This window comes from Roseovarius sp. MBR-154 (assembly GCF_053628595.1).
This window is the reverse complement of the sequence record NZ_JBRJGR010000021.1, coordinates 1-23,067: the sequence shown is the minus strand read 5'-3', so window position 1 is coordinate 23,067 and position 23,067 is coordinate 1. Positions and strand designations below refer to the sequence as shown.

The 23,067-nt window shown below is 65.0% G+C and carries 24 protein-coding genes; 8 read left to right on the top strand and 16 right to left on the bottom strand.

The genetic code is table 11. The annotated features are described in order from the left end of the window. Window positions 1–63 precede the first annotated feature (63 nt). The 10 genes from ACSSV4_RS18755 to ACSSV4_RS18710 form a co-directional block, all read right to left on the bottom strand. Window positions 64–735 (bottom strand): fumarate hydratase C-terminal domain-containing protein, encoded by a 672-nt coding sequence (locus ACSSV4_RS18755; RefSeq protein ID WP_454276629.1) that lies wholly within the window; start codon window positions 733–735, stop codon window positions 64–66. After that, window positions 732–1,691 carry a fumarate hydratase gene (locus ACSSV4_RS18750; protein WP_454276628.1) on the bottom strand — a complete coding sequence of 320 codons (960 nt, stop codon included), beginning with the start codon at window positions 1,689–1,691 and terminating at the stop codon, window positions 732–734. The genes ACSSV4_RS18755 and ACSSV4_RS18750 overlap by 4 nt, the downstream gene beginning before the upstream one ends. Next, window positions 1,688–3,442, bottom strand: a complete 1,755-nt coding sequence (locus ACSSV4_RS18745) for an L-aspartate oxidase (RefSeq protein ID WP_454276627.1) — start codon at window positions 3,440–3,442, stop codon at window positions 1,688–1,690. The genes ACSSV4_RS18750 and ACSSV4_RS18745 overlap by 4 nt, the downstream gene beginning before the upstream one ends. Beyond that, the gene (gene sdhC / locus ACSSV4_RS18740) at window positions 3,442–3,783 is read right to left on the bottom strand and encodes a succinate dehydrogenase, cytochrome b556 subunit (protein ID WP_454276626.1); all 342 of its coding nucleotides are present in this window, start codon (window positions 3,781–3,783) and stop codon (window positions 3,442–3,444) included. Before sdhC ends, ACSSV4_RS18745 begins: the two co-directional genes overlap by 1 nt. Continuing rightward, complete coding sequence (locus tag ACSSV4_RS18735; protein ID WP_454276625.1) at window positions 3,780–4,112, bottom strand: succinate dehydrogenase; 333 nt, start codon at window positions 4,110–4,112, stop codon at window positions 3,780–3,782. Before ACSSV4_RS18735 ends, sdhC begins: the two co-directional genes overlap by 4 nt. Further along, window positions 4,105–4,839, bottom strand: a complete 735-nt coding sequence (locus ACSSV4_RS18730) for a succinate dehydrogenase/fumarate reductase iron-sulfur subunit (RefSeq protein WP_454276624.1) — start codon at window positions 4,837–4,839, stop codon at window positions 4,105–4,107. Before ACSSV4_RS18730 ends, ACSSV4_RS18735 begins: the two co-directional genes overlap by 8 nt. Before the next feature lie 202 nt (window positions 4,840–5,041). Then, entirely contained in the window at window positions 5,042–6,001 is a 960-nt protein-coding gene (locus tag ACSSV4_RS18725; protein ID WP_454276623.1) for a serine/threonine protein kinase, read from the bottom strand. A 44-nt stretch (window positions 6,002–6,045) separates the two neighbouring features. Further along, window positions 6,046–6,888 carry an alpha-1,2-fucosyltransferase gene (locus tag ACSSV4_RS18720; protein ID WP_454276622.1) on the bottom strand — a complete coding sequence of 281 codons (843 nt, stop codon included), beginning with the start codon at window positions 6,886–6,888 and terminating at the stop codon, window positions 6,046–6,048. After that, window positions 6,885–7,640, bottom strand: coding sequence for a glycosyltransferase family 25 protein (locus ACSSV4_RS18715; protein ID WP_454276621.1), 756 nt, complete (start codon window positions 7,638–7,640; stop codon window positions 6,885–6,887). The genes ACSSV4_RS18720 and ACSSV4_RS18715 overlap by 4 nt, the downstream gene beginning before the upstream one ends. Before the next feature lie 4 nt (window positions 7,641–7,644). Next, a complete protein-coding gene (locus ACSSV4_RS18710; RefSeq protein ID WP_454276620.1) occupies window positions 7,645–9,087 on the bottom strand; it encodes an aldehyde dehydrogenase family protein in 1,443 nt (480 codons plus the stop codon). 135 nt (window positions 9,088–9,222) lie between these two features. On the opposite strand from ACSSV4_RS18710, the gene ACSSV4_RS18705 reads away from it, so the two are divergent. Beyond that, complete coding sequence (locus ACSSV4_RS18705) at window positions 9,223–9,876, top strand: peroxiredoxin (protein ID WP_454276619.1); 654 nt, start codon at window positions 9,223–9,225, stop codon at window positions 9,874–9,876. Between the two features lie 67 nt (window positions 9,877–9,943). Here ACSSV4_RS18705 and ACSSV4_RS18700 read toward each other — a convergent pair whose 3' ends face one another. The 4 genes from ACSSV4_RS18700 to ACSSV4_RS18685 form a co-directional block, all read right to left on the bottom strand. Next, the gene (locus ACSSV4_RS18700) at window positions 9,944–10,375 is read right to left on the bottom strand and encodes a universal stress protein (protein WP_454276618.1); all 432 of its coding nucleotides are present in this window, start codon (window positions 10,373–10,375) and stop codon (window positions 9,944–9,946) included. After that, window positions 10,372–12,996 carry a TRAP transporter permease gene (locus ACSSV4_RS18695; protein ID WP_454276617.1) on the bottom strand — a complete coding sequence of 875 codons (2,625 nt, stop codon included), beginning with the start codon at window positions 12,994–12,996 and terminating at the stop codon, window positions 10,372–10,374. Before ACSSV4_RS18695 ends, ACSSV4_RS18700 begins: the two co-directional genes overlap by 4 nt. Window positions 12,997–13,113: 117 nt before the next feature. Beyond that, a complete protein-coding gene (locus ACSSV4_RS18690) occupies window positions 13,114–14,082 on the bottom strand; it encodes a TAXI family TRAP transporter solute-binding subunit (protein ID WP_454276616.1) in 969 nt (322 codons plus the stop codon). Between the two features lie 37 nt (window positions 14,083–14,119). Next, window positions 14,120–14,983 carry a MurR/RpiR family transcriptional regulator gene (locus ACSSV4_RS18685; protein WP_454276615.1) on the bottom strand — a complete coding sequence of 288 codons (864 nt, stop codon included), beginning with the start codon at window positions 14,981–14,983 and terminating at the stop codon, window positions 14,120–14,122. 111 nt (window positions 14,984–15,094) lie between these two features. Here ACSSV4_RS18685 and ACSSV4_RS18680 point away from each other — a divergent pair, with 111 nt between their 5' ends. The 3 genes from ACSSV4_RS18680 (at window position 15,095) to ACSSV4_RS18670 (ending at window position 17,672) form a co-directional block, all read left to right on the top strand. After that, complete coding sequence (locus tag ACSSV4_RS18680; protein WP_454276614.1) at window positions 15,095–16,417, top strand: aspartate aminotransferase family protein; 1,323 nt, start codon at window positions 15,095–15,097, stop codon at window positions 16,415–16,417. Beyond that, window positions 16,414–17,178, top strand: coding sequence for a 3-keto-5-aminohexanoate cleavage protein (locus ACSSV4_RS18675; RefSeq protein ID WP_454276613.1), 765 nt, complete (start codon window positions 16,414–16,416; stop codon window positions 17,176–17,178). Before ACSSV4_RS18680 ends, ACSSV4_RS18675 begins: the two co-directional genes overlap by 4 nt. A 257-nt stretch (window positions 17,179–17,435) precedes the next feature. Beyond that, entirely contained in the window at window positions 17,436–17,672 is a 237-nt protein-coding gene (locus ACSSV4_RS18670; protein ID WP_454276612.1) for a hypothetical protein, read from the top strand. Here ACSSV4_RS18670 and cbiB read toward each other — a convergent pair. Together cbiB and ACSSV4_RS18660 are read right to left on the bottom strand one after the other, a co-directional pair. Next, the gene (gene cbiB, locus ACSSV4_RS18665) at window positions 17,661–18,599 is read right to left on the bottom strand and encodes an adenosylcobinamide-phosphate synthase CbiB (RefSeq protein ID WP_454276611.1); all 939 of its coding nucleotides are present in this window, start codon (window positions 18,597–18,599) and stop codon (window positions 17,661–17,663) included. The two genes, ACSSV4_RS18670 and cbiB, sit on opposite strands and share 12 nt — an antisense overlap. Further along, the gene (locus ACSSV4_RS18660; protein WP_454276610.1) at window positions 18,596–19,075 is read right to left on the bottom strand and encodes a hypothetical protein; all 480 of its coding nucleotides are present in this window, start codon (window positions 19,073–19,075) and stop codon (window positions 18,596–18,598) included. Before ACSSV4_RS18660 ends, cbiB begins: the two co-directional genes overlap by 4 nt. A 765-nt stretch (window positions 19,076–19,840) precedes the next feature. On the opposite strand from ACSSV4_RS18660, the gene rpsL reads away from it, so the two are divergent. The 4 genes from rpsL to ACSSV4_RS18640 form a co-directional block, all read left to right on the top strand. Next, window positions 19,841–20,212 (top strand): 30S ribosomal protein S12, encoded by a 372-nt coding sequence (rpsL, locus tag ACSSV4_RS18655; protein ID WP_008281863.1) that lies wholly within the window; start codon window positions 19,841–19,843, stop codon window positions 20,210–20,212. A 63-nt stretch (window positions 20,213–20,275) separates the two neighbouring features. Continuing rightward, window positions 20,276–20,746 (top strand): 30S ribosomal protein S7, encoded by a 471-nt coding sequence (gene rpsG / locus ACSSV4_RS18650; RefSeq protein WP_454276609.1) that lies wholly within the window; start codon window positions 20,276–20,278, stop codon window positions 20,744–20,746. A gap of 21 nt (window positions 20,747–20,767) precedes the next feature. Then, the gene (gene fusA, locus ACSSV4_RS18645; RefSeq protein ID WP_454276608.1) at window positions 20,768–22,891 is read left to right on the top strand and encodes an elongation factor G; all 2,124 of its coding nucleotides are present in this window, start codon (window positions 20,768–20,770) and stop codon (window positions 22,889–22,891) included. Between the two features lie 89 nt (window positions 22,892–22,980). Beyond that, window positions 22,981–23,067: GTP-binding protein (locus ACSSV4_RS18640; protein ID WP_133357806.1), on the top strand; the 87-nt coding region annotated here is incomplete at its 3' end.

Below are 23,067 nucleotides of genomic sequence, written 5' to 3'. Positions count from 1 at the left end.
CCGCGCTAAAGATTTTGCGCGATTTCGAACCGAAAAAGTCTATCAACTTTTTCTGAAGTCGCTTTAGCCGATCACCTCGTCCGAGCGGTCATCGGTTTCACCATAGCGCTTGAGCGTCGCCGGGCGGGTGCCTTCGTAGACCCGGTCGAGGTTTTGCACGATCTTGGCATTCTCACGCTCGAAGAGGCAATTGCCGTCGAGATCCGAGGCCACGATGAACGGTCCCATCTTTTTGCAGCGAATGACCCACATCGCCTGCGCGAGGCCCAACTCGTCGCGCCAATGCACTGCCTCGACCTTCTCGATCCCGCGCCCGAGCAACGCGCCGGTCCCGTAACCCACCGTCGAGAGGTAAATCGCCCCATTGGGCACGAAATATTCCTTGTAGTCCTTCGACGACATGCCGCCCTTGCCGATGATCAGCCGCGCGCCGGTCTTTTCCATCCATTCCGGCAGCCATTTGGCAAAGCGGAACGAGGCCGTCGCCGTCACCGCCCCCATGTCGAAACTGCCGTCAGACCGGATCGCGGCGGCAGGCGAGCAATGGAAATTCGCCGCGCTTTCGCTTGGCAGTTCCATCGGGATATTGGCCTGCTCCTCCAGCGCGCGCTTATAAACCCCCTCGCGCGCGGTGTAGAGCAGCCCGTCGAGATAGACGATATCGCCAAGTTGCAACTCGGCCAGCGCCTCGGGCGTCGGCGTGGTGCTCAGCCGGATTTCACGGGGTTTGGTCATTCGGCGGCCTCCTGCGCGCTGCCCGGCCACTCAACCGTCTCGCGCCGCTGATAGGGGGTGAACCAGTCGGGATCGGTGCGGTATTCCACCCGGCCATCGGGATAGACCCGCGCCACCGCGCGCCGCGACGACAGGCAAAAGGCATGCACCGACATCTGCATGCCCCCGGTATGGCAATAGCCCACCTCGATGTTGCAATCGACGACCATGTTCTTGCCGACAAAGCCCATCGCGCCCATGCCGATGGAGTTGCCCAGATCCTTGAACTCCTGCTCCAGCGCCGCGATCCTGGGGTCGGGGTTCTCGCTGCCCACCACGCGCAGGCAGGCGGCGCGCTTGCCCAGCACCATGCAGGTATCCTTGGACCCACCGAGGCCAATGCCGATGATCGCCGGCTGACAGGCCAGCCCGCGCTTGCCAAAGGCCACGAGGCTGTCGAGATAGAACCGCTTGATCCCCTCGATCCCGTCCGACGGGAACAGCATCCGGTAATCGGTGCCAAAGAGGCCGCCCTTGTGGACGGTGATGAGGTCGATCCACTCGCCCCCCGGCTCATAGCCATATTCGATCTCGGGCGCGCCGATGCCGACATTGTTATTGTGATCGGTGCGCCAGAGCGGATGCACCCGATTGGGCCGCAGCGGCACGCCATCGGTCGCCTGCGCCGTGGCGCGGCGAAGGGCGGCCTCAAGCGCCACCGGACCGCCTTCGATCTGCGTCTCGTTGCCCATCTTGACATACCAGCGCGGACAGCCGGTATCGCCGCACATCGCGCGCCGATCCTCCTTGGCGGCCTTGTAATTCTCCAGCATCGCTTGCAGGACGAAGGACGACAGATCCCCGTCCTCGGTCTCGGCGGCGTGTTGCAGCCCGGTCAGGTAGTCGTCGGGGATCTCGATCGCCGCCTTGTCCATCAGCGTCCCGGCGGTGCGTTCTATCACGTCAATCGGTATCATTGTGCTGCCACCAGTGTTTCCGGTGCGTCCTCGGGCAGGATCGTCTCGCCCGGGCGCACGAGGGTGAATTGAACCGGGTCGCGGCGGACATCCAGCGCCTCGCTGGTTTGCGTGACCACGGTGAAATAGGACGCATCCAGATCGCCCGTCTCGGGGAAATCCTCGCGGTAATGCGCCCCGCGAGAATTTTCGCGGGCAAGGGCCGCCAGCGTGATCGCTTGGGATATATCACAAAGCGAGCGCAGATTCAGCCAGTCATGCCAGGTGAGGTTGAAGGCGAGGTCATCGCCCGCGACGCCGACCTCCATCAGCTCCTTGGAAATCTCGCCAACACGGGTCAGCCCGCGCTCCATGCCGGGAGCATTGCGCATCACGCCCACATCCTCCCACATCGCCTCTTGCAGGGCGTGGCGCATCGGCTGCACGAGGCCCGGCTTGCGGCTGAGCGGGTGCAGGGCGCGGTCCACTTCGGCCTGCAACACCTCGGGGCAGGGATCGCGCAGCGCGCCCATGGCGCGGATATCCGCGCCCATCACGTCGCCCGCCACCCCGCCATAGACGGTGGAATTGGCCACGCCATTGCCGCCGAGGCGATTGGAGCCATGCGCGCCGCCCGCGTCCTCTCCGGCGACGTAAAGCCCTTCCATCGCGGTGCGGGTGTCGGCATCCACGACCACGCCGCCCATGAAGTAATGCGCGGTCGGCACCACCTCGACCAGGCCGCCCGCGAGGTCGAAACCGCTATCGGCGCAGCGTTTGACCATGCCGGGGAACTTGGCGCGCACATGGTCGGGGCCGAGATGGGACATCGAGATGAAGACGCCGCCATTGTCCGTGGTGTTGTTCTTGCGCATCTCGGCATAGATCGCGCGGCTGACCACGTCGCGCGTGGCGCGCTCGCCCTTTGGGTCATAGTCGAACATGAAGCGGTTTTCCGCGCCGTTGAGCAACCGCCCACCCGCGCCGCGCAACCCCTCCTCCAGCACGGTGCCGGTCATGCGCGTGTGATCCCCCGCCAAGAGGCCGGTGGGATGGAATTGCACCATCTCCATGTCGCGCAACTCCAGCCCCGCCCGCAGCGCCATGGCCAGCCCGTCCATCGTCTTGTCGCCCGAGGGGGTGTTGTACTTGTACATCGTGGGGCCGCCGCCGGTGCCCATCAGCACCGTCTTGGCCCGGACAAGGCGAAAACCCCCGCTGCGCATGTCGATGAACAGAACCCCCGCGAGCGCATGGCCGTCGCGCGTTGGAATGAGGCCGATGGCACGGTGTTCCTGCAACTTCTCGACAGGCCGCGCCAGAACCTGCTCCATCAACCGGCTGATGATCTCGATACCCGTCAGGTCACCCTTGTGCACCGTGCGGTCAGCGGTCTGCCCGGCGAATGCCTTTTGATGCAGCGTGCCGTCGGGGTTGCGGTCGAAATAGCAGCCGATCTCGTTTTCCAGCTCATGGATGCGCACCACCGCCTGTTCGCACAGCTTCCATGCCATGTCCTGGTTGGGCAGCCATTTGCCGCCTTGAATCGTGTCCATGAAATGCCGCTCGACCGTGTCGCCGCCGCCAAGCGCCACGTTATAGCCGCCCTGCACCATCCGCGTGCAGCCGCATTTGCCAATAAGGCCCTTGACGGCGATGGTGATGCGCGTGCCCTCGGGCGCGGATTGTTGCGCGTGGAGCGCCGCGAAGAGTCCCGCGCCGCCGGTGCCGATGATCAGAATATCGGTGTCGTGCCGGTCGATATGCGCCATCAGATCGCCCTCAGAAAAAATGTGCCGGACAGGAACAGCGCCGCGCCGATGGCGGCGGCGGCATAGGTCTTGTGCCGGTCCGACCAGGGCAGAAATTCGAGCGCCAAGAGGCGCAGGCCACCGGCCATATGGACGGCGAGCAGGAAGACGAGGCCAAATTCGGCAAGCTTCACCAGCGGGTGGTCGGCGAAGGCGAGGAAGCCGTCTAGCGTGGCGGGCGACGTGACCGCTTGGGACAAGAGCCACAGATGCACCGGCAGGAACAGCGCCAGCGCCAGCCCCGAAAGGCGGTGCAACAGGAAGGCGAACCAGAGGGGGTGAGAGCGGGGCGGGGTCTTCATGGCAGAGACACCGCGAATACCGCCAGAATACCGACGTAAAACAGACATGCGCCGATGCCCCACATCAGCCAATTTAGCACCCGCCCCCGCAGCCCGCCCCATTCATGCGCGATCACCCGCAGACCGATGGCCGCATGGATTGAGACGGCGATCACGAAGCTGCCGTAGAACAGGAACCACAGCAGGCTGCCTTGGGTGCGGCCAAGGATTTCGGCGGTGCTGAGCCCGCCTTGAATGGCGTAAATCATCACCGCGATATGGCCCAGAACGAAGGGCACCATCACCAGCGCGCTCAGCCGTTGCGCCATGTAGAGCCGCAAATCAAGCATCGCGCTTGCGCCCCCACGCGGCGCGCACCGTCTCGCGCTTGAGCCCCGCAATCGCCCGCATCGGGTTGAGATCATTGGGACAATACTGCGCGCAACTGCCCATCGAGTGGCAATTGTGGCACCCGCCCTTGCCCGAGACCGCCGCCAGAATACCCTGCGCGTCCGCGTCGCGGCTGTCGTTCAGGAGGGTCCAGGCCCGTTGCAGCGCCGCCGGTCCAAGGTAATCGGGATTGCCCGCCACCGTATCGCAGGCCGCATAGCAGATGCCGCAGTTGATGCACTCGATGCCCAGATCAGCCTCGGCGCGGGCGGGCTCTTGCGACGTGACCGGATCGAACTCATCCCCGCGCCCGGCAGAGGGATGCAGGCGCGCCTCGGCGGCCACCCATTTGTCGAAAAACGGGTCCATGTCGGCGGCAAGATCTTTTATTATCGGCAGGTTACGCAGGGGCGCGATGTCAAGCTCACCGTCAGCGGCAACCTTCTTGACATGCGTCCGGCAGGTCCAGCGCGGCACGCCGTTGACCATCATCGCACAGGAGCCGCACATCCCCACCCGACAGGCAAAGCGGTAGCTCAGCGTCGGGTCGGCCATCTGTTGGATCCAGGTCACCACGTCCAGAACGGTCTGATTTTCATAGGCCGGCACGTCGAAGGTTTCCCGGCGCAGCGCCGCTGCGGTGCCGCGCTGCACGGTGACGCGCAAGGTGTCGGGCGTGGTGGTCACATGTCCCCCGGGGCGATTGGATGGCTATGAGTTTTGTTATAATTATCAGCCCAGCTAACCAAAAGGAATTAATTCTAATATTTTTGGGTAGCTGTACTTTCCAAACCTGCGATCCCCTAAGTCTGGCGGTGTCTGTCCGTCAGGTTGCGCCGCTCCGCCACGATGGGGCGCAGCACGCGGGCGAGATCGGGTTCATGCGCCATCAGCGCCTGCAAGGCGTCCAGCGGTTCTCCGCAATCAGGGTGAGCGCATCCATGCGCGGCGGGCCACCCGGATGGCGGGGCAGGGCGGCGACCGGCTGGATCAGGTCCGGCTTGGGCGCAGGCGCGAGGTGGCGCAGGGTTGCGGCGTCCAGGGTGGTTTCGACAAAGGCATAGAGCCCCACACCCCCCGCAGGCCGTGCGAAGGTGCAGAGCACCACATCCCTGACGCGCCCGCTCGCCAGAAGCGCCGCGCGCAAAGCCGCGCCGTCGCGCGTGACCCCGTCCCCGGTGCCCTCGCCATCGGACCAGTGCATCAGCCGCCGGGTGATGAAATTGTAGACCCGCTTGCCGGTCGCCATCCAAATCCGCGCGGGCCACGCCTTGTGCGCCAGCATCCGGTGCTCGGCAGGTGTCAGCAGGTGCGGCGCATAGGCACGTTTTTGTTTCAAGAGATGGCGCAGGTCCTCGCGCGCCATCAGGCGAAAGAGCGCGCCGCGCCGCCGATGCGTCGAGGCCAGTTGAAAGTCGATCACCGCCGCGCGCCCGTCGGGCGTGCAGAGCCAGTTCTGCGGCTTGGCGATATCGTTATGGGTGACGCCCGCACGGCGCATCTGGCGCAGGAGGCGCTTGGCGTCGCGATACCAAGCAGGATCGCCGGGCCGGGCGAGGTGCAGCGGCGTGCCGTCGGTCCATGTGCGCACCACCCCGTTGCGATCCGCGCGGATCAACAGCGGGCACCCCTCGATGCCCTGCACCGCGCGCAAGCCGCGCGCTTCGCGGCGGGCGAGCCACCTTGCAATCGGCCGGGCATAGCGCGGCACGCCATCGAGTTTGCGCAGCACTACGGGCAGGTCGGCATGCCCGTCCAGATGCCCCGAGATCGTCTCGGAGAAGATATCGCGCTTGTGGACCGTCTCGGGGAGGAACCGCGCGCGGCTGAGGGGCAGGGGGGCGGTCATGGTATTGGTTTAGCGGGTTTTCGAGGCAGGCTGAAGTCGCGAAATCAGAGCCGCAGCCAGCCCTCGGGCACAAGGTCGGGGTTCGAGAGCTTGGGCGTGCCGAACCAGTTTCTCGGTGCGATGACCTGCTTGCCCGGATCGGGGTTGAGCCATGCCCCCCACCACGAGAAGGTCGAATTGGCGATCACGTGATGGGCGCAGTGCGACATCAGGTGCAGGTCGAACGCCCCGCGCGCCGTGTCGTTGATATCCACCACCACCCGGTCGACCCCGAGATCGAGAGTGTCGCGCGCCCAGCCGGGATCGTTGGAGAAGATGAAACAGGTGAGCGGGGCGGGCAGCGCCGCACGGAGCTCAGCGATGGCCTGACGGTAGTACTCGGGCGGGCAGGGCGCATAGCTGCTCGAGGCCAGGTAATCGCCGCGCCGCACATGCAGCGAGACGGGGCAGGCGGCCGCGTCGATGCGGGCGGCCATCGCGGTATTGGCAGTATCGAGCGGGCCGGTGAAGGTCAGGTCGGCGCGCAGCCGGTCGACGATACCGGCGAAATAGCGTTCAGATTGCCAGTAGCCGTGCAGGTAGGTGTCGCCGGGCAACTCGAAGAAATTCGGATCGAAACCAAGGGTTTTCTCACGGTGAAAGCGCGGATGGCGTCCAAAGGCCCGCCAGAGTACGTAGCGCAGCAGCCCATCGGATTTGGCAGGTGGCAGGTGACCGGGCGAGACGTGGCGCGCATCAGCGAAATGGTCCAATGCCTTGCTCTGCGCAGCGTTTAGAGACCGCCGGTCCAGCGCCAGATCGCAGCCGAGGTGATCGGCCAGCGCACGTCCGGCGGCGTATTGAAAGAGCTGGTTGCCCAGGCCCCCGAAAAGTCGCGCGTAAATCACGCGAGCCCGCCTTGCACCGGCGCGGCGCTGGTGCGTGAGGCGCGGGTGACGCCCCGGCGATAGCGAAAGCGCACCCATTCGCGGCTCAGTTTTTCCGGCACGCCGCGCGCGCCGCCCTGAATGGTGGACCCATTAAGCCTGTCGGCGATAGCGCTGATACCCGAGGGGTGGATCGCCGCCGGGCGCAACCCGGTATGCCAATGGCTTTGCACTAAGGTATCTACGGGGCGGTCGAAACTCTCGGTCAGGCGCAGCAGGTGATCGGCGGCCTCCCAGCTGACCATCTGCGCGGTGCTGCGCAGCCCGGTCTGTTGCGGCACGCAGAGCACGCACGGCCCGACCGTATCGACCAGCGTGGCAGGTCCCGCGTGGGGCCGGGTCTGAAACTGGATCAGCCCGAGCGTGTCGATACTCGCGAGGGCGAGACGCAGGGCGTTTTCATAAAGGTCGGGCGCGAGGGCCGCGTCATCCTCAAGGATCAGGCCGAAGTCGAGGTCGCGGCGGACGATCTCGGCCCAGATCTGGCGGTGGCTGAGAAAACAGCCGATCTCGCCTGCGCTGAGACCGAAGGGATAGGCGGGCGCGAAAAGCTGCGCGCCCACGCAGGCGGCGAGATCGGTCGAGGATAGCGCGCCCCCGTCGACGGCAGGCCAGATATCGCCGTCCATCCCGCAGCCCGCCAACACCGCGCGGGCATTGTCACGGCGCGCCGCGGCGCGCGTCAGATGCAGGACAAACGCGCGCCCCGCCACCGGCTCAGGCGTCCGGGGTCCAGCCCGAGACCGCCTTGACCTCGAGGAAATCCTCGATGCCCCAGACACCGCCTTCGCGGCCATAGCCTGACTGCTTCATGCCGCCGAACGGCGAGCCCGCGCCGCGCGACTGGCCGTTCATCTCGACCATGCCGGAACGCAGGCCGCGCGCAAGCCGGTTGGCGCGCGCCGCGTCGCTGGTCTGGACATAGTTGGTCAGGCCATAGGGCGTGTCGTTTGCGATCCGCAGACCGTCTTCCTCGGTGTCGAACGGAATGATCGACAACACCGGGCCAAAGATTTCCTCGCGCGCGATGGTCATGTCGTTGGTGACATCGGCAAAGACCGTGGGGCGCACGTAAAAGCCCTTGTTGAACCCCTCGGGCCGCCCGGTGCCCCCGGCAACAAGGCGCGCGCCCTCGTCGATGCCTTTCTGGATCAGGTCCTGGATCTTGTTGAACTGCACCTCATTGACCACGGGGCCGATATGGCGGCCTTCCTCGCTGGCTGGGCCAACGGTGAGCGATGCGGCGACCTCGGCAGCCTCTTCCACGGCGCTGTCGTAGCGGTCGCGCTGGACCAGCATGCGGGTGGGGGCGTTGCAGGACTGGCCGGTGTTGTTCATGCAGTGGATGACGCCGCGCTTAACCGCCTTCTCGTCGGCATCGGCAAAGATCAGGTTGGCGCCCTTGCCGCCCAACTCAAGGCTGACGCGCTTGAGCGTGTCGGCGGCGGATTTCGCGATCAGCTTGCCCGCCCGCGCGGAGCCGGTAAAGCTGATCATGTCGATATCCGGATGCGCCGAAAGCTGGCTGCCGACGCCTGCGCCGTCGCCGTTGACGAGGTTGAAGACGCCCTTGGGCAGTCCGGCCTCGTGGATGATCTCGGCGAAGACCACGGCGTTGAGCGGCGATTCCTCGCTTGGCTTCAGCACCATGGTGCAGCCCGCCACCAGCCCGGCAATGACCTTGAGCGTGACCTGGTTCATCGGCCAGTTCCACGGCGTGATCATGCCTACCACGCCGACCGCCTCGTGGATGATACGGTCATTGGGGGCGTGATCGCCCAGCGGTGCCTCGAATTCGAACTCGCGCGCGGCCTTGAGGAAATTGGTGATGTGCCAGACACCCGCGCCGACTTGGCTCTGGCGGGCCATGTCGATGGGCGCGCCCATTTCCATGCTGATCGCCTGTGCGAGATCCTCGCTGCGGCTCTTGTAGACCTCGAGGATCTTCTCGACATGGGCAATACGCTCGGCCACCGGGGTGGCCATCCAGCCCGGCAGGGCGGCGCGCGCGGCGGCGACGGCGGCATCGGTATCGGCCTCACCTCCGAGCGCGATCACCGCGCAGGGCTCTTCCGTAGAGGGGTCAATGACGTGATGGTCGCGCCCCGCCATTGGATCTGTCCATGCGCCGTCGATATAGAACTGTCGTTTCTCGATCATCTGATTGACCTCCGTGAATCTCGCGATACTCTGTCAGCGTGCCGGGTGACCCGCAAGGCGGGAAATCGACTGCCTGAGGTGATTTGATCAAATGACCTATGCGCACCGAACCACGACATCAAGAAGGAGGCTGACATGGGCCTGCGTATCAATGACACGATCCCCGACCTGACCGTGACAACCGATCTGGGGGAGATTTCGCTGCATGACTGGGTGGGCGATGGCTGGGCCATCCTGTTTTCCCACCCCAAGGACTTCACGCCAGTCTGCACCACCGAATTCGGCGCGGTCGCGCGGCTGTCCGAGGAATGGCAGAAACGCGGCTGCAAGGTGCTGGGCGTGTCGGTCGACGGGGTCGAGGATCACGTGAAATGGAAGGCCGATATCGAAAAGGTCGGCGGGGCCGCGCCGACCTTCCCGATTGTCGCCGATGACGGCCTGGAACTGTCCAAGGCCTTCGACATGCTGCCCGCCGAGGCCTACCTGCCCGACGGGCGCACGCCCGCGGACAGCGCGACGGTGCGATCGGTGTTCATCATCGGACCGGACAAGCAGGTCAAGCTGATGATGACCTATCCGATGACGGTGGGCCGCAATTTTGGCGAGGTGCTGCGCGCGCTCGACGCGCTGCAGACCACGGCGGGGCATGGCGTGGCGACACCGGCTGACTGGACCGTTGGGCAGGATGTGATCATCCCGCCAAGCGTCAGCGACGCGGATGCGACGGCAAAATTCGGCGCGTTCGATGCGGTGCTGCCCTACCTGCGCAAGACCAAGCTGCCCGGCTGACGGGTTGCGCCCGGGCGATTGGCAAGCCGCTTTCAAACGGCTTGACCTCCAACCCGCACCGGCGCGCTCAGCGGACCACGAAGACCGAGCATTTGGAATGCCGCACCACGCGGGCGGCGTTGGGGCCGAGCAGGTAGTCGCGGAAATCGGGTTTGTGCGCGCCGATGACGATCAGGCTTGCGCCGTCGGCCTCGGCCACACGCAGGATCTCGTCATAGGCGTTGCCGGTGACGACGAGGTGGCGGACCTGCGCGTTGGCCTCTTTGCCGACCACCCCGGCCACTAGGTCGTTCAGACGTCGGCGCGCCTCTTCCACCGCCTTGTCGTGGTGGTGTTCCTCGAAATAGGTGCCGACCACGCTCATCCCGTAATCGGGGACCACGGTGATCACGTCAAGTTGCGCGTCATCGAGCGCCGCGAGCCGGGCGGCGGCGCGCAGCACATGATCGTCACGATGCGGGTTGCTGACATCGACGGCGCAGAGAACAGGACCGGTCATGCGGTGACTCCTTGCTTGGCCTGGGGCTCTCGGGACAGGCGCCCGCGCTGCAATAGGGCGACGAGCCCCAGCAGGATGAACGCGGGGATGAAGATCAGCTCTTGCGGCCACTGCGCGACCGGTGCCTTGACAGATGCCACCGTGACCGGGGTATCGCCATAGAAATCAAAGCCCTGCATCGTCTCGGAGAAGGGCGTACCGAACATCGGTTCCTCGAGCAGAACCTGATCGCCTTCGGGGATGAGGGTGAGGCCATATTCCTGCAACAGAGCGGCACCGTCCTTGCCCTCGCTCGCGGTCAGCAGCAGCGTGGTGTCCTTGGGCTCGCCGCTGATGAAATCGGGCCCTGCGACCACCATGCGCAATTCCTGCCCCGGCGTGGCGTTGTCGAGCGCCTGTTCGAGGTTGGCGGGCTCCACCATCTCGAACGGTGGCTGGATGCGGTTCATGAAATAGTCGGGGCGGAACAGCGCGAAGGCGATCAGCACGAGCGCGATGCTTTCATGGAAACGGTTCTTGGTCAGGAACCACCCCATCGTGCCCGCGGTGAACACCAGAATCGCGATGGTGGCCACGATGAAGGTGATGATCCCTTGGGTCACCGTCACGTCGATCAGCAGCAGGTTGGTGTTGAAGATGAAGACGAAGGGCAGCGCCACGGTGCGCAAGCTGTAGAAGAACGCCGCAAAGCCGGTGCGGATCGCATCGCCCCCTGAAACGGCGGCAGCGGCAAAGCTTGCCAGCCCCACCGGCGGGGTCACATCGGCCATGATGCCGAAGTAGAAGACGAAGAGATGCACCGCGATCAGTGGCACGATCAGCCCCGATTGCGCGCCAAGCTCGACCACGACGCCCGCCATCAGCGACGAGACGACAATGTAGTTGGCCGTGGTCGGCAGGCCCATCCCGAGGATGAGGCTGAGCAGCGCCACGAAGATCAGCATCAGCACGAGATTTCCGCCCGAGACGAATTCCACGAGGTCGGCCATCACCTGCCCCACCCCGGTCAGCGTCACGGTGCCGACGATCACCCCCGCCGTCGCGGTGGCAAGGCCGATGCCGATCATGTTGCGCGCGCCCGCGATCAGACCTTCGAGCAGATCGAGAAGCCCTGCGCGCGTGGCGTTGGCCATGTCGCTCTGGCCGCGAAAGATCGCCTTGAGGGGGCGCTGTGTCAGCAGGATCACGAACAGCAGCGATGTTGCCCAGAACGCCGAGAGGCCGGGCGATTTCTGCTCGATCATCAGGAAGTAGACCAGCACCACGATGGGCAGCAGAAAGTAGAGCCCGGCCTTGTAGATTTCGCCCACGACAGGCAGGCGCACATCCTCGGAGTTGGGGTCGTCCGGCTCCAGATCGGGCACCCCGGCGGCGAGCCACAGGAGCGCCAGATAAGCCAGCACCAGCAGCCCCGAGAGGACCAGGCCGGAATTGTCGGGCATCGCCGAAACGATCCAGCCGACCGGGTATTGCACCCCGTAGCACAGCCCCGCGAAGCCTGCGAAAAAGACGAACATCCCGCCGATGGTGCGCCCGAGGCTGACCACGCGATCGCCCAGGGTGGGCATGTTCTGTTTCACCGCCTCAAGGTGGACGATATAGACCAGCGCGATATAGCTGATCGTGGCGGGCAGGAAGGCGTGGGTGATCACCTCGACGTAAGAGATGCCCACGTATTCCACCATCAGGAAGGCCGCCGCCCCCATCACCGGCGGCATGATCTGGCCGTTCACGGACGATGCCACCTCGACCGCGCCTGCCTTTTCGGAGGTGAAGCCCACGCGGCGCATCAGCGGGATGGTGAAGGTGCCGGTGGTGACCACGTTGGCGATGGAGGAGCCGGAGATGAGCCCGGTGGCGGCAGAGCCGACCACGGCCGCCTTGGCCGGGCCGCCGCGCAGGTGGCCAAGCGCGCCGAATGCCATCTTGATGAAGTAGTTGCCCGCCCCCGCCTTGTCCAGCATCGCGCCGAACAGGACGAAGAGAAAGACGAACTTGGTCGAGACGCCGAGCGCGATGCCGAACACCCCCTCTGAGGTGATCCACATGTGGCTCATCGCCTTTTGCAGGCTGGCGCCCTTCCAGCGGATCACTTCGGGGATCCAGTCGGAGGAGCCGAAGAACACGTAGCCGAGGAAGATCGTGGCGATGATCGCCATCGCCGGGCCGAGCGCGCGGCGCGCGCCCTCGAAGAGGATGATGAGCCCCGCGAGCGCTGCCCATTTGTCGGTATGGTCGGCAAGACCGCCATTGTTGACGATCTTGTCGTAGAAGAAATAGCCGTAGAGTGCGAAGAACGTGCCCGCGAGACCAAGCACCCAGTCATAGATCGGCACATAGCTGTGTGGGCTGGATTTCAGCATCGGGTAGGCCATGAAGGCCAGAAAGATCGCGAAGGCGAGGTGGATCTGGCGGGAATTGTTGATCAGGTCGCCGGGCAGCACGTAATTGGCGAGCGGCGAGGCCAGAAGCACCTGGTAGAGCGACCAGACCACCGCCACGACCGCGATCAACAGCGCCACGGCGCCCGTCGGATTGCGCGCGCCGCCGTCGTTGGAGGCGACCATGTCCTGAAGTTCGTCCTCGCTGAGCGGGCCCTTGCCCTTCGCGTCATCGGCCATATGTCCCGTCTCCCTGAAGCGCCGCGATCAACCCGCGATCTGATATGATCACTCTGAAATAAGCCATAAGGGGATGGCAAGGGCGGCGTGCCGCCCCTGCCTGAGGCGTGAGGATCGTTATTCGATCCAGCCCTGTTCCTTGTAATACTTCGCCGCGCCCGCATGCAGCGGCGCCGAGAGACCGGCGGTCGCCATTTCCTGCGGGTCGAGATTGGCGAAAGCGGGGTGCAGGCCCTTGAAGTCGTCGAAATTCTCGAAGACCGCTTTCACGACCGTATAGACCGCATCCTCGCTGACCGCGTCAGAGCTGACGAAGGTGGCGCCGACGCCGAAGGTCTGGGTGTCCTCGTCATTGCCGCGATACATGCCGCCGGGGATGGTGGCGGTCCGGTAATAGGGGTTGTCGTTGACGAGGCTGTCAACGGCATCGCCCGACACCTCGACCAGCACGCTGTCGCAGGCGGTCGTCGCCTCCTGGATCGAGCCCGAGGGGTGCCCCACGGTATAGACCATCGCGTCGATCTGGTTGTCGCAGAGTGCTGCGGACTGCTCGGCGGCCTTGAGCTCGGTCGCCAGCGCGAAATCGTCGGTGGTCCAGCCCTTGGCCTCCATCAGCACTTCCATCGTGCCGCGCTGACCGGAGCCGGGGTTGCCGATATTGACGCGCTTGCCCTTGAGGTCGTCGAAGCTGGTGATGCCGCTATCGGCGCGGGCGACCACGGTGAACGGCTCGGGATGGACCGAGAAGACCGCGCGCAGGCCCTCGAAGGCGCCATCGTCCTCAAAGCTCGAGGTGCCGTTATAGGCGTGATACTGCCAGTCGGACTGTGCGACGCCGAACTCGAGCTCGCCCGCGCGGATGGTCTTGATGTTGTAGATCGACCCGCCGGTCGATTCGACCGAGCAGCGGATGCCGTGATCCTTGCGGCCCTTGTTCACCAGGCGGCAGATCGCGCCGCCGGTGGGGTAGTAGACGCCGGTGACGCCGCCGGTGCCGATGGTGATGAATTCCTCGGCCATGGCCGCCGGGGCCATCATGGTGGCCAATGCGGCCCCCGCGACAGTGAATTTGAACTTCGAAAACATCATGATCTCCCTTGCTTGATGTTTGGTGGTTTGGAGGTCAGCCGTCCCAGACTTCTCCGAGGCGGCGGCTGCTTTCTTCGACCCGTGCGATCCGTTGACGGGCGGCGGGGCCAGCGCGGCTGACCAGCATCCCGATCATGGCCTCGACGAGCACCATGGTGGTCACGTAGGACGAATAGAAATGCGGGCTGTCGGTGGGCACCACGAAGCTGGCGGAGGCATGGCGCAGCGCCGGGCAGCCATGGGTGTCGGTGATCACCACCACATAGGCTCCCTGACCGGCCGCCAGTTGCGCGGCCTCGATGGAGCGGGTGGAAAACGGCGGCTTGGTCACCACGATCAACGCGTCGCGCGCATCGAGATCGGCAAGCCCTGCGCCCAGCGAGGCGCCCATGCGGCTGGCGATGGACCAGTTGCCGGTGCAGAAATGCGCCATATACGCGAGGTATTCGACAACCCCGGTAGAACCGAGCGCGCCCAGCAAAAGCACGTTGCGCGCCGCGTGCAACCGATCGACCGCGCGCTCAAGCAAGGGCTGATCCATGTCGCGCAAAAGGGTCTGGATGTTGTTTTGGCAGGCCCCGACATGGGCCTCGAAAAAGCCGGTCTCGCCCGCCTCGTGGGCGTTTTGCAGCCGCGCGGCGCGTTCGGCGAAACTGTTGACACGCTGGCCGATCTTTTCGCGCATCGCCTCGCGCAGATCCTCGAAGCTCTGGTAGCCGATGGCACGTGCCAGCCGCGAAAACGTGGCCGGGGCCAGGCCGCTCTCTTGCGCTACGGCACGCAAGGACCGGGTCGCGGTATCGACGGGATGCGCCGCCACATATTCCCCAGCCTGCCGAAGCTTGTCGCTGAGGCCGTCGAAATTCTGCGACAGTCTGTGTTCGAACGAGCTGTTCAAACGGGCACTCCCTGACGTTGTATTTTTTGAAACAATTGGTTCCATCTGTTTCACGTATTGTCAACAGGTGATTCATTTGTTTCAGTGGCGCGAACAGCAAGGATGCGTGCCATGACCCATGTCTTTCCCCGCCACACCAAGGCCCGCCCGCCTGTCGCGGCACGCGGCGAGGGGGCCTATATCATCGACGAGACCGGCAAGAGGTATCTCGACGGGTCCGGAGGGGCGGCGGTGTCGTGCCTTGGGCATTCGGACCCCGACGTGACGCAGGCAATCAAGGATCAGGCCGACCGAATCGCCTTTGCCCATACCGGGTTCTTCACCTCGGAGCCTGCCGAACGGCTGGCCGACCGGCTGATCGCCCATGCGCCCGAGGGGATCGAACGGGTCTATTTCGTCTCGGGCGGGTCCGAGGCAGTGGAGGCGGCGCTGAAACTCGCGCGGCAGTATTTCCTGGAAAAGGGCGAGCCGTCGCGCACCCGCTTCATCGCGCGGCGGCAGAGCTATCACGGCAACACGCTGGGGGCGTTGGGCACCGGCGGCAATGCATGGCGGCGCGAGCCGTTTGCGCCGCTGATGGTCGAAACCTCGCATATCGCGCCCTGTTATGAATATCGCGGGCGTGAGGCAGGCGAGACGCCCGAGGCCTATGGCCTGCGCGTGGCCGACGAGCTTGAGGCGGAATTGCACCGCATCGGGCCCGAGAACGTGATCGGCTTTGTCGCCGAGCCGGTGGTCGGCGCAACGCTGGGCGCGGTGCCGTCCGTGCCGGGATATTTCAAGCGCATCCGCGAGATTTGCGACCGGCATGGCATCCTGCTGATCCTCGACGAGGTGATGTGCGGCATGGGGCGGACGGGCACGCTCTTTGCCTGCGAGCAGGACGGCGTGCGCCCCGATATCGTCACCATCGCCAAGGGGCTGGGCGCGGGCTATCAACCGATCGGCGCGATGCTTTGCTCGAGCGATATCTATGCCGCGATCGAGGGCGGATCGGGGTTCTTCCAGCATGGGCATACCTATATCGGGCATCCCATCGCCTGTGCCGCCGCCGATGTGGTGGTGAGCAAGCTGACCGACGGCGGCATGACGGCCCGCGCGGCACGCATGGGCGAAGTGTTGGGTGAGGCGCTCACGGCGCGACTCAGTCAGCATCCTCATATAGGCGACATTCGCGGGCGCGGCATGTTTCGCGGGCTGGAACTGGTCGAGGATCGCGAGAGTAAGGCCCCCTTTGATCCCGCGCGGGGAATCAACAAGCGGATCAAGGCGGCGGGGCTCAACGCGGGGCTGATCTGCTACCCGATGGGCGGCACGATTGACGGGCGGCATGGCGATCACGTGCTGCTCGCCCCGCCCTTCATCCTGACCGAGGATCAGGTCGGCGAGTTGGTCGACAAGCTGGCCAACGCGCTTGATGTGGCGCTGGCATGAGGGCGCTACCCCGGCTGATGGTCGCGCCTAACGGTGCGCGACGGGGCAAGGCCGATCACCCGGCGCTGCCCGTGACTCTGCCCGAGATCGTCGAGACCGCGCGTGCCTGTCATGAAGCCGGGGCGGACGGGCTGCACCTGCATTTGCGGGACGCAGAGGGTCGGCATTTGCTGGATGCCGGGGCCTATCGCGAGGCGCTGGAAGAGTTGCGCCGCGCAGTGCCGGGGATGGCGGTGCAGGTCACGACCGAGGCGGCGGGTCGCTACAAGCCCCCGCATCAGCGCGATGTCGCACTTGGCTCGGGGGCGGATCTCGTATCGGTCGCGTTGCGCGAGATGGCGGCTGAGGAGCAGGACGCTCCGGGGTTCTACGCCACCTGTGCCGAGCGTGGCATCGCGGTGCAGCATATCCTGTACGATGCGGCGGATTTTGATCTGCTGGCGCGGCTGGTGCCCGAGGGTCTGCGTGATGCATCGGGCTTGCAGCTGATCTTCGTGCTGGGGCGTTACAGCGACGCGCAGGAAAGCGATGCGCACGATCTTGACCCGTTTCTCGCCCGGCTGGCGGCGCGGGAAGCACCCGCCGACTGGGCGCTCTGCGCCTTTGGCCGGGCTGAAACCGCCTGTCTGCGCGCCGCGCATCGGGCGGGGGGCAAGCTGCGCGTCGGGTTCGAGAACGGCCTGTGGCACGAGGGTGGCCGGGGCGCGCGCGACAATGCCGAGCGGGTGCGGGAGGTGATGGAGGTCTGCGGGCTGGGATAGGGAGTGGCGTGGCTCGGCGCGGTCACAGCACCGTCGGTGCGTTTCGCGCGGGCAGGATTCAATGGCAGATCAAGGCCATTGCACCCCCTCAAAGGACCTTTTCGAGACGCGCCCACTCCGCCGCTGTCCCGGCGAGGTCGAGGCGGAGCCAGTGCTGCAATTAGGGAAGATGCGCGACCAGATGTGGTGCCGTGCGAGATGCTCTTGTGCGGCCGCCGCATCGGGCGTGCCGCCTGCGCGCCTGCAAGCGGGGTGACATGGGCACCCGTGCCATAGCAGGCGGCGGCGGCCTCGCGCAGCGCGGTCATGTCGGATGTGGTGGGCAGGTCGGCCACCGCATGCCGGGACAGCGGCGGCATGGGGTAGGGCACCGGGTTGATGCCTGTCGACAGGTCGATCCATTGCGCCCTGTCACCGCCGAACCGGTGCATCGCGGCATCGAGATTGCCGCCGTGATCGCGAGGCGTGCTGTCCATGCCGTCTTAGACCAGTGAAAGCCCGAAGAGCGCAACCGCCATGAGCGTCATGGCGCGGGCATAGAGCGACAGGGCGCGGTGCATGTCATCTGCCGTCGGGTCAGGTGCCCCGGGGTTGAGCCAGGGCTCGTCGCTGACATGGGTGCCATAGACGCGCGGCCCCGAGAGACGGATGCCGAGCGCGCCCGCCATCGCGGCCTCGGGCCAGCCGGCATTGGGCGAGCGGTGGTGGCGGGCGTCGCGGGCCATGATGCGCAGTGTGCGCAGGGCATGGCGCGGGGAGGCGAGGGCAAAGACCAGCCCCGTCAGCCGCGCCGGGATCAGGTTGGCCAGATCGTCGAGCCGGGCGGCGACATTGCCGAAGGCCTCGTATCGCTCATTGCGGTGGCCGATCATCGAATCGAGCGTGTTGATTGCCTTGTAAGCGGCGATGCCCGGCAGGCCCGCGACCACACCCCAGAAAACCGGCGCAACGATCCCGTCGCCGGTATTCTCGGCCAGGCTCTCGATAGCCGCGCGGGCGACGCCTGCGGTATCGAGCGTGGCCGGGTCGCGGCCCACGATCATCGCCACCGCGTGGCGCGCTGCGTCGAGATCGCCGCTGACCAGCGGTTTGGCGACGGTGGCGACGTGATCATGCATCGAGCGCAGTGCAACGAGCGGCCAGGCCAGAAGCCCCCCGATCAGCCAGCCGAGCGGACCATCGGGGAGCATCGCCTGTAGAATCGCGGCTGGAAGCGTGGCGGCAGCGATGGTGATCAGGGTGGTGAGTGCGCCCATACGCAAGCGTATGTCATGCGTGCCGCTGTTGAGGCGCGCCTCAAGCGCCGCGATCAGGCGGCCGAGCCATGTCACCGGGTGGCCGATCCGGGCATAGAGGCGATCCGGCCAGCCCAGCACGAGATCGAACGCGAGCCCCGCCAGCATCATCGCCGCGAAACTCATGCCGAGCCCCCGGTGCGAAAGTGCCGCACGTCGCGCAGCCCGGCCTCTTTCAGCGCGGACCCGGCCCCCGGCCAGATCTCCGCAAGACCGGAGATGTCGGGAAAGTCCTCATCTGCCGAGACGGTCGGCTCGGATGCCCCCCAGAGCCCGCCAACGATCTCGGTCTCGGGAGGGCCGGAATGGCCAAGGCTGCGGGCGGACGCCACGAGACAGGCGGTGGAGGCTCCAGCCCCCGCGCCAAGCGGCATGTCACAGTCGAGCGTCGGCCAGTCGGGAACCCCGAGCCCAAGCGCGGCAGCGAAGGCCTTGAGGCGCGCGGCGTCGAACAGGGCGGGCAGGCGCAGTCCAACGCGCGGCGCGCGCGCCGACAGGGCCGGGCACACAAGCGTGATCAGCACGACCGGGCCACCCCGGGCAAGCCGTCCTTGGATCCATTCGTCGAAATGGCCGGACACGGTGACTGGGGCGCGGGGCATGCCGGTACGGTCTCTTGTTGAAGGGCGGGCCGCTGCCGCTTTGACATGGGTTGTGCACAATGTCGAGCGGGGGAACGCGACTTCGATCTGATGTCATGATTCGGAAAGGGACACACGATTCCATCGCATGTCCTCAAGGAGGCTTGCCACATCTGCCGCAGGCGCCCGTCCGCTGACTGCGGCGCTCGCGGGTTTCTCGGCGGGGCAAGACGAAGCTGCTCAACCATGTGCTGAACAATCGCGGGGACGGCCGCGCGACGACGATCGGGACGGATGTGGCGGACGTGATCCGATACTCGATAGACAAATGGGCCTAGACCGTGTTTCTTGCGAGAGGCCCGGTTCCATGCCAGAAGCGCGGCGTCCCGAAACGCGCGTCGAGCCGTCGTCGAACCGTCATTGACGCCTCTTGCATGCGCGTGACAGTACCGGCGGGGCAGGCCACGCTTTGGCGGGGAACACCGGAACAGTGCAAGGGCTGACAAGGCTGACGCAAGCGCCGGGCGGACCTGTTGACAACCCCCGCGACTCCCCCTATACGCGCCCCATCCAAGGCAAAGGGGGCCGCCCCACCGCCTGTATCAGAACTGAAGTGGTCAAGATCCGGGCGTGACGCCCCGATCCTCTGGAAACCCACCGCGTCGGACCCGAGATATGGGGTGCGATTGCGGTTTTTGCGTATTGCGGACGCGCAGTGCGCGGATGATGAACCGCACGGGTCACCTCGTGCAGACACATGTGTTGAGAGACGGGGAAAGAACCGGAATGCCAACGATCCAACAGCTGATCCGCAAGCCGCGGCAGCCGAAAGTCAGAACCACCAAGTCACAGCACCTGCAGGGCTGCCCGCAGAAACGTGGCGTTTGCACGCGCGTCTATACCACGACGCCGAAGAAGCCGAACTCGGCCATGCGGAAGGTTGCCAAGGTCCGCCTGACCAACGGCTTCGAGGTCATCAGCTACATCCCCGGTGAGAGCCACAACCTTCAGGAACACTCGGTTGTCCTGATCCGTGGCGGCCGTGTGAAAGACCTTCCCGGTGTGCGCTATCACATCCTGCGCGGCGTGCTCGACACGCAGGGCGTCAAGGACCGCAAGCAGCGCCGCTCGAAATACGGCGCCAAGCGTCCGAAATAAGGATTTCGGGCGTCCCGGCATCGGCCCGGGACCTCGCCCGCAGAGGAACAAGAGGAATAACAGATGTCCCGTCGTCACGCCGCTGAGAAACGCGAAATTCTGCCCGACGCCAAGTATGGCGACCGGGTTCTGACCAAATTCATGAACAACCTGATGGTGGACGGCAAGAAGTCCGCCGCAGAGAAAATCGTCTACAACGCGCTGGAGCGCGTCGAGGGCAAGATCAAGCGCGCGCCGGTGGAAGTGTTCCACGAGGCGCTCGACAACATCAAGCCCTCGGTCGAAGTGCGCTCGCGCCGGGTCGGCGGTGCCACCTATCAGGTGCCTGTCGAGGTCCGCCCCGAGCGCCGTGAAGCGCTGGCGATCCGCTGGCTGATCAACGCCTCTCGCGCGCGCAACGAGAACACCATGGAAGAGCGTCTTGCCGGTGAGCTGGTCGACGCTGTCCAGAGCCGCGGCTCGGCCGTGAAAAAGCGCGAAGACACCCACAAGATGGCAGACGCGAACAAAGCGTTCAGCCATTACCGCTGGTAAACCTTTAGAGGTATCTCAATCATGGCACGCGACTATCCGCTCGAACGCTATCGCAACTTCGGCATCATGGCCCATATCGACGCAGGCAAGACCACCTGCTCGGAACGGATCCTGTTTTACACCGGCAAATCCCACAACATCGGTGAGGTGCACGATGGTGCGGCCACCATGGATTGGATGGAGCAGGAGCAGGAACGCGGGATCACGATCACCTCGGCTGCGACCACGACGTTCTGGCAGTGGCAGGAGGACCCCACCAAGGAGGGGACCGACGACACCAAGTTCCGGATGAACATCATCGACACGCCCGGCCACGTCGACTTTACCATCGAGGTCGAGCGCTCGCTGGCCGTGCTCGACGGCGCGATCTGCGTGCTGGACGCCAACGCCGGTGTCGAGCCGCAGACCGAGACGGTGTGGCGTCAGGCCGACCGCTACAAGGTTCCGCGCATCGTCTTCGTCAACAAGATGGACAAGATCGGCGCCGATTTCTACAACTGCGTCAAGATGATTGAGGATCGCACCGGCGCCCGCGCCGTGCCGATCGCGTTGCCGATCGGGGCTGAGACCGAACTAGAGGGTATCATCGACCTGGTGACCATGGAAGAGTGGACCTGGAAAGGTGAGGATCTGGGCGCGTCCTGGACCCGTCAGCCGATCCGCGACGAACTCAAGGACATCGCCGACGAGTGGCGCGCCAAGCTCATCGAGAACGCCGTCGAAATGGACGACGACGCGATGATGGAATACCTCGAAGGCAATGAGCCCGACGTGGCGACGCTGCGCAGCCTGATCCGCAAGGGTACGCTGTCACTCACCTTCGTGCCGGTTCTGGGTGGTTCCGCGTTCAAGAACAAGGGCGTGCAGCCGCTGCTCAACGCGGTGGTCGATTACCTGCCGAGCCCGCTCGACGTGGTCGATTACATGGGCTTCAGCCCGGATGACGAGACCGAGACCCGCAACATCCCGCGCCGCGCGGATGACGCGATGCCGTTCTCGGGCCTGGCGTTCAAGATCATGAACGACCCGTTCGTGGGCAGCCTGACCTTCACGCGCGTCTATTCGGGCGTGCTCAAGAAGGGCGACACGGTTCAGAACTCGACCAAGGGCAAGAAAGAGCGCATCGGTCGGATGATGATGATGCACTCCAACAACCGCGAAGAAATCGACGAGGCGTTCGCCGGCGACATCATCGCACTGGCCGGTCTGAAGGACACCACTACCGGGGACACGCTCTGCGATCCCAAGGCGCAGGTGGTTCTGGAAACCATGACCTTCCCCGATCCGGTGATCGAGATCGCGGTCGAGCCCAAGACCAAGGGCGACCAGGAAAAGATGTCCGCCGGTCTGGCGCGGCTTGCCGCCGAAGATCCGTCCTTCCGTGTGGAAACCGACATCGAGAGCGGTCAGACCATCATGAAGGGCATGGGCGAACTTCACCTCGACATTCTGGTGGATCGTCTGAAGCGCGAATTCAAGGTCGATGCCAATATCGGCGCGCCGCAGGTGGCCTATCGCGAGACCATCGGTCACGAGGTCGAGCATACCTACACCCACAAGAAACAGTCGGGTGGCTCGGGTCAGTTCGCTGAGGTCAAGATGGTCATCTCGCCGACCGAGGCCGGTGAAGGCTTCAGCTTCGAGAGCCGTATCGTCGGTGGCTCGGTGCCCAAGGAATACATCCCGGGCGTCGAGAAGGGCATCCGCTCCGTCATGGATAGCGGCCCGCTCGCCGGCTTCCCGGTGATCGACTTCAAGGTCGCGCTGATCGACGGCAAGTTCCACGACGTGGACTCGTCGGTGATGGCGTTCGAGATCGCGGGCCGGATGTGCATGCGCGAAGGTCTGCGCAAGGCCGGGGCCAAGCTGCTCGAGCCGATCATGAAGGTCGAGGTGGTCACGCCCGAGGAATATACCGGCAACGTCATCGGCGATCTCACGTCGCGGCGCGGTCAGGTCTCGGGTCAGGAGCCACGCGGCAACGCCATCGCGATCAACGCGAACGTGCCGCTCGCCAACATGTTCGGCTACATCAACACGCTGCGCTCGATGTCCTCGGGCCGCGCGCAGTTCACGATGCAGTTCTCGCATTACGATCCGGTGCCGCAGAACATCTCCGAAGAGATCCAGTCGAAATACGCATAACCCGGGTGGCGGGGTGACCCCGCCCTACCCATCACCGTAGGGTGGGGTTCAACCCCACCATCCGCATAAGAAAAAGAGGAGCCACGACCATGGCAAAGGAAAAGTTTGACCGCACGAAGCCGCATGTGAACATCGGCACGATCGGGCATGTGGACCACGGCAAGACGACGCTGACG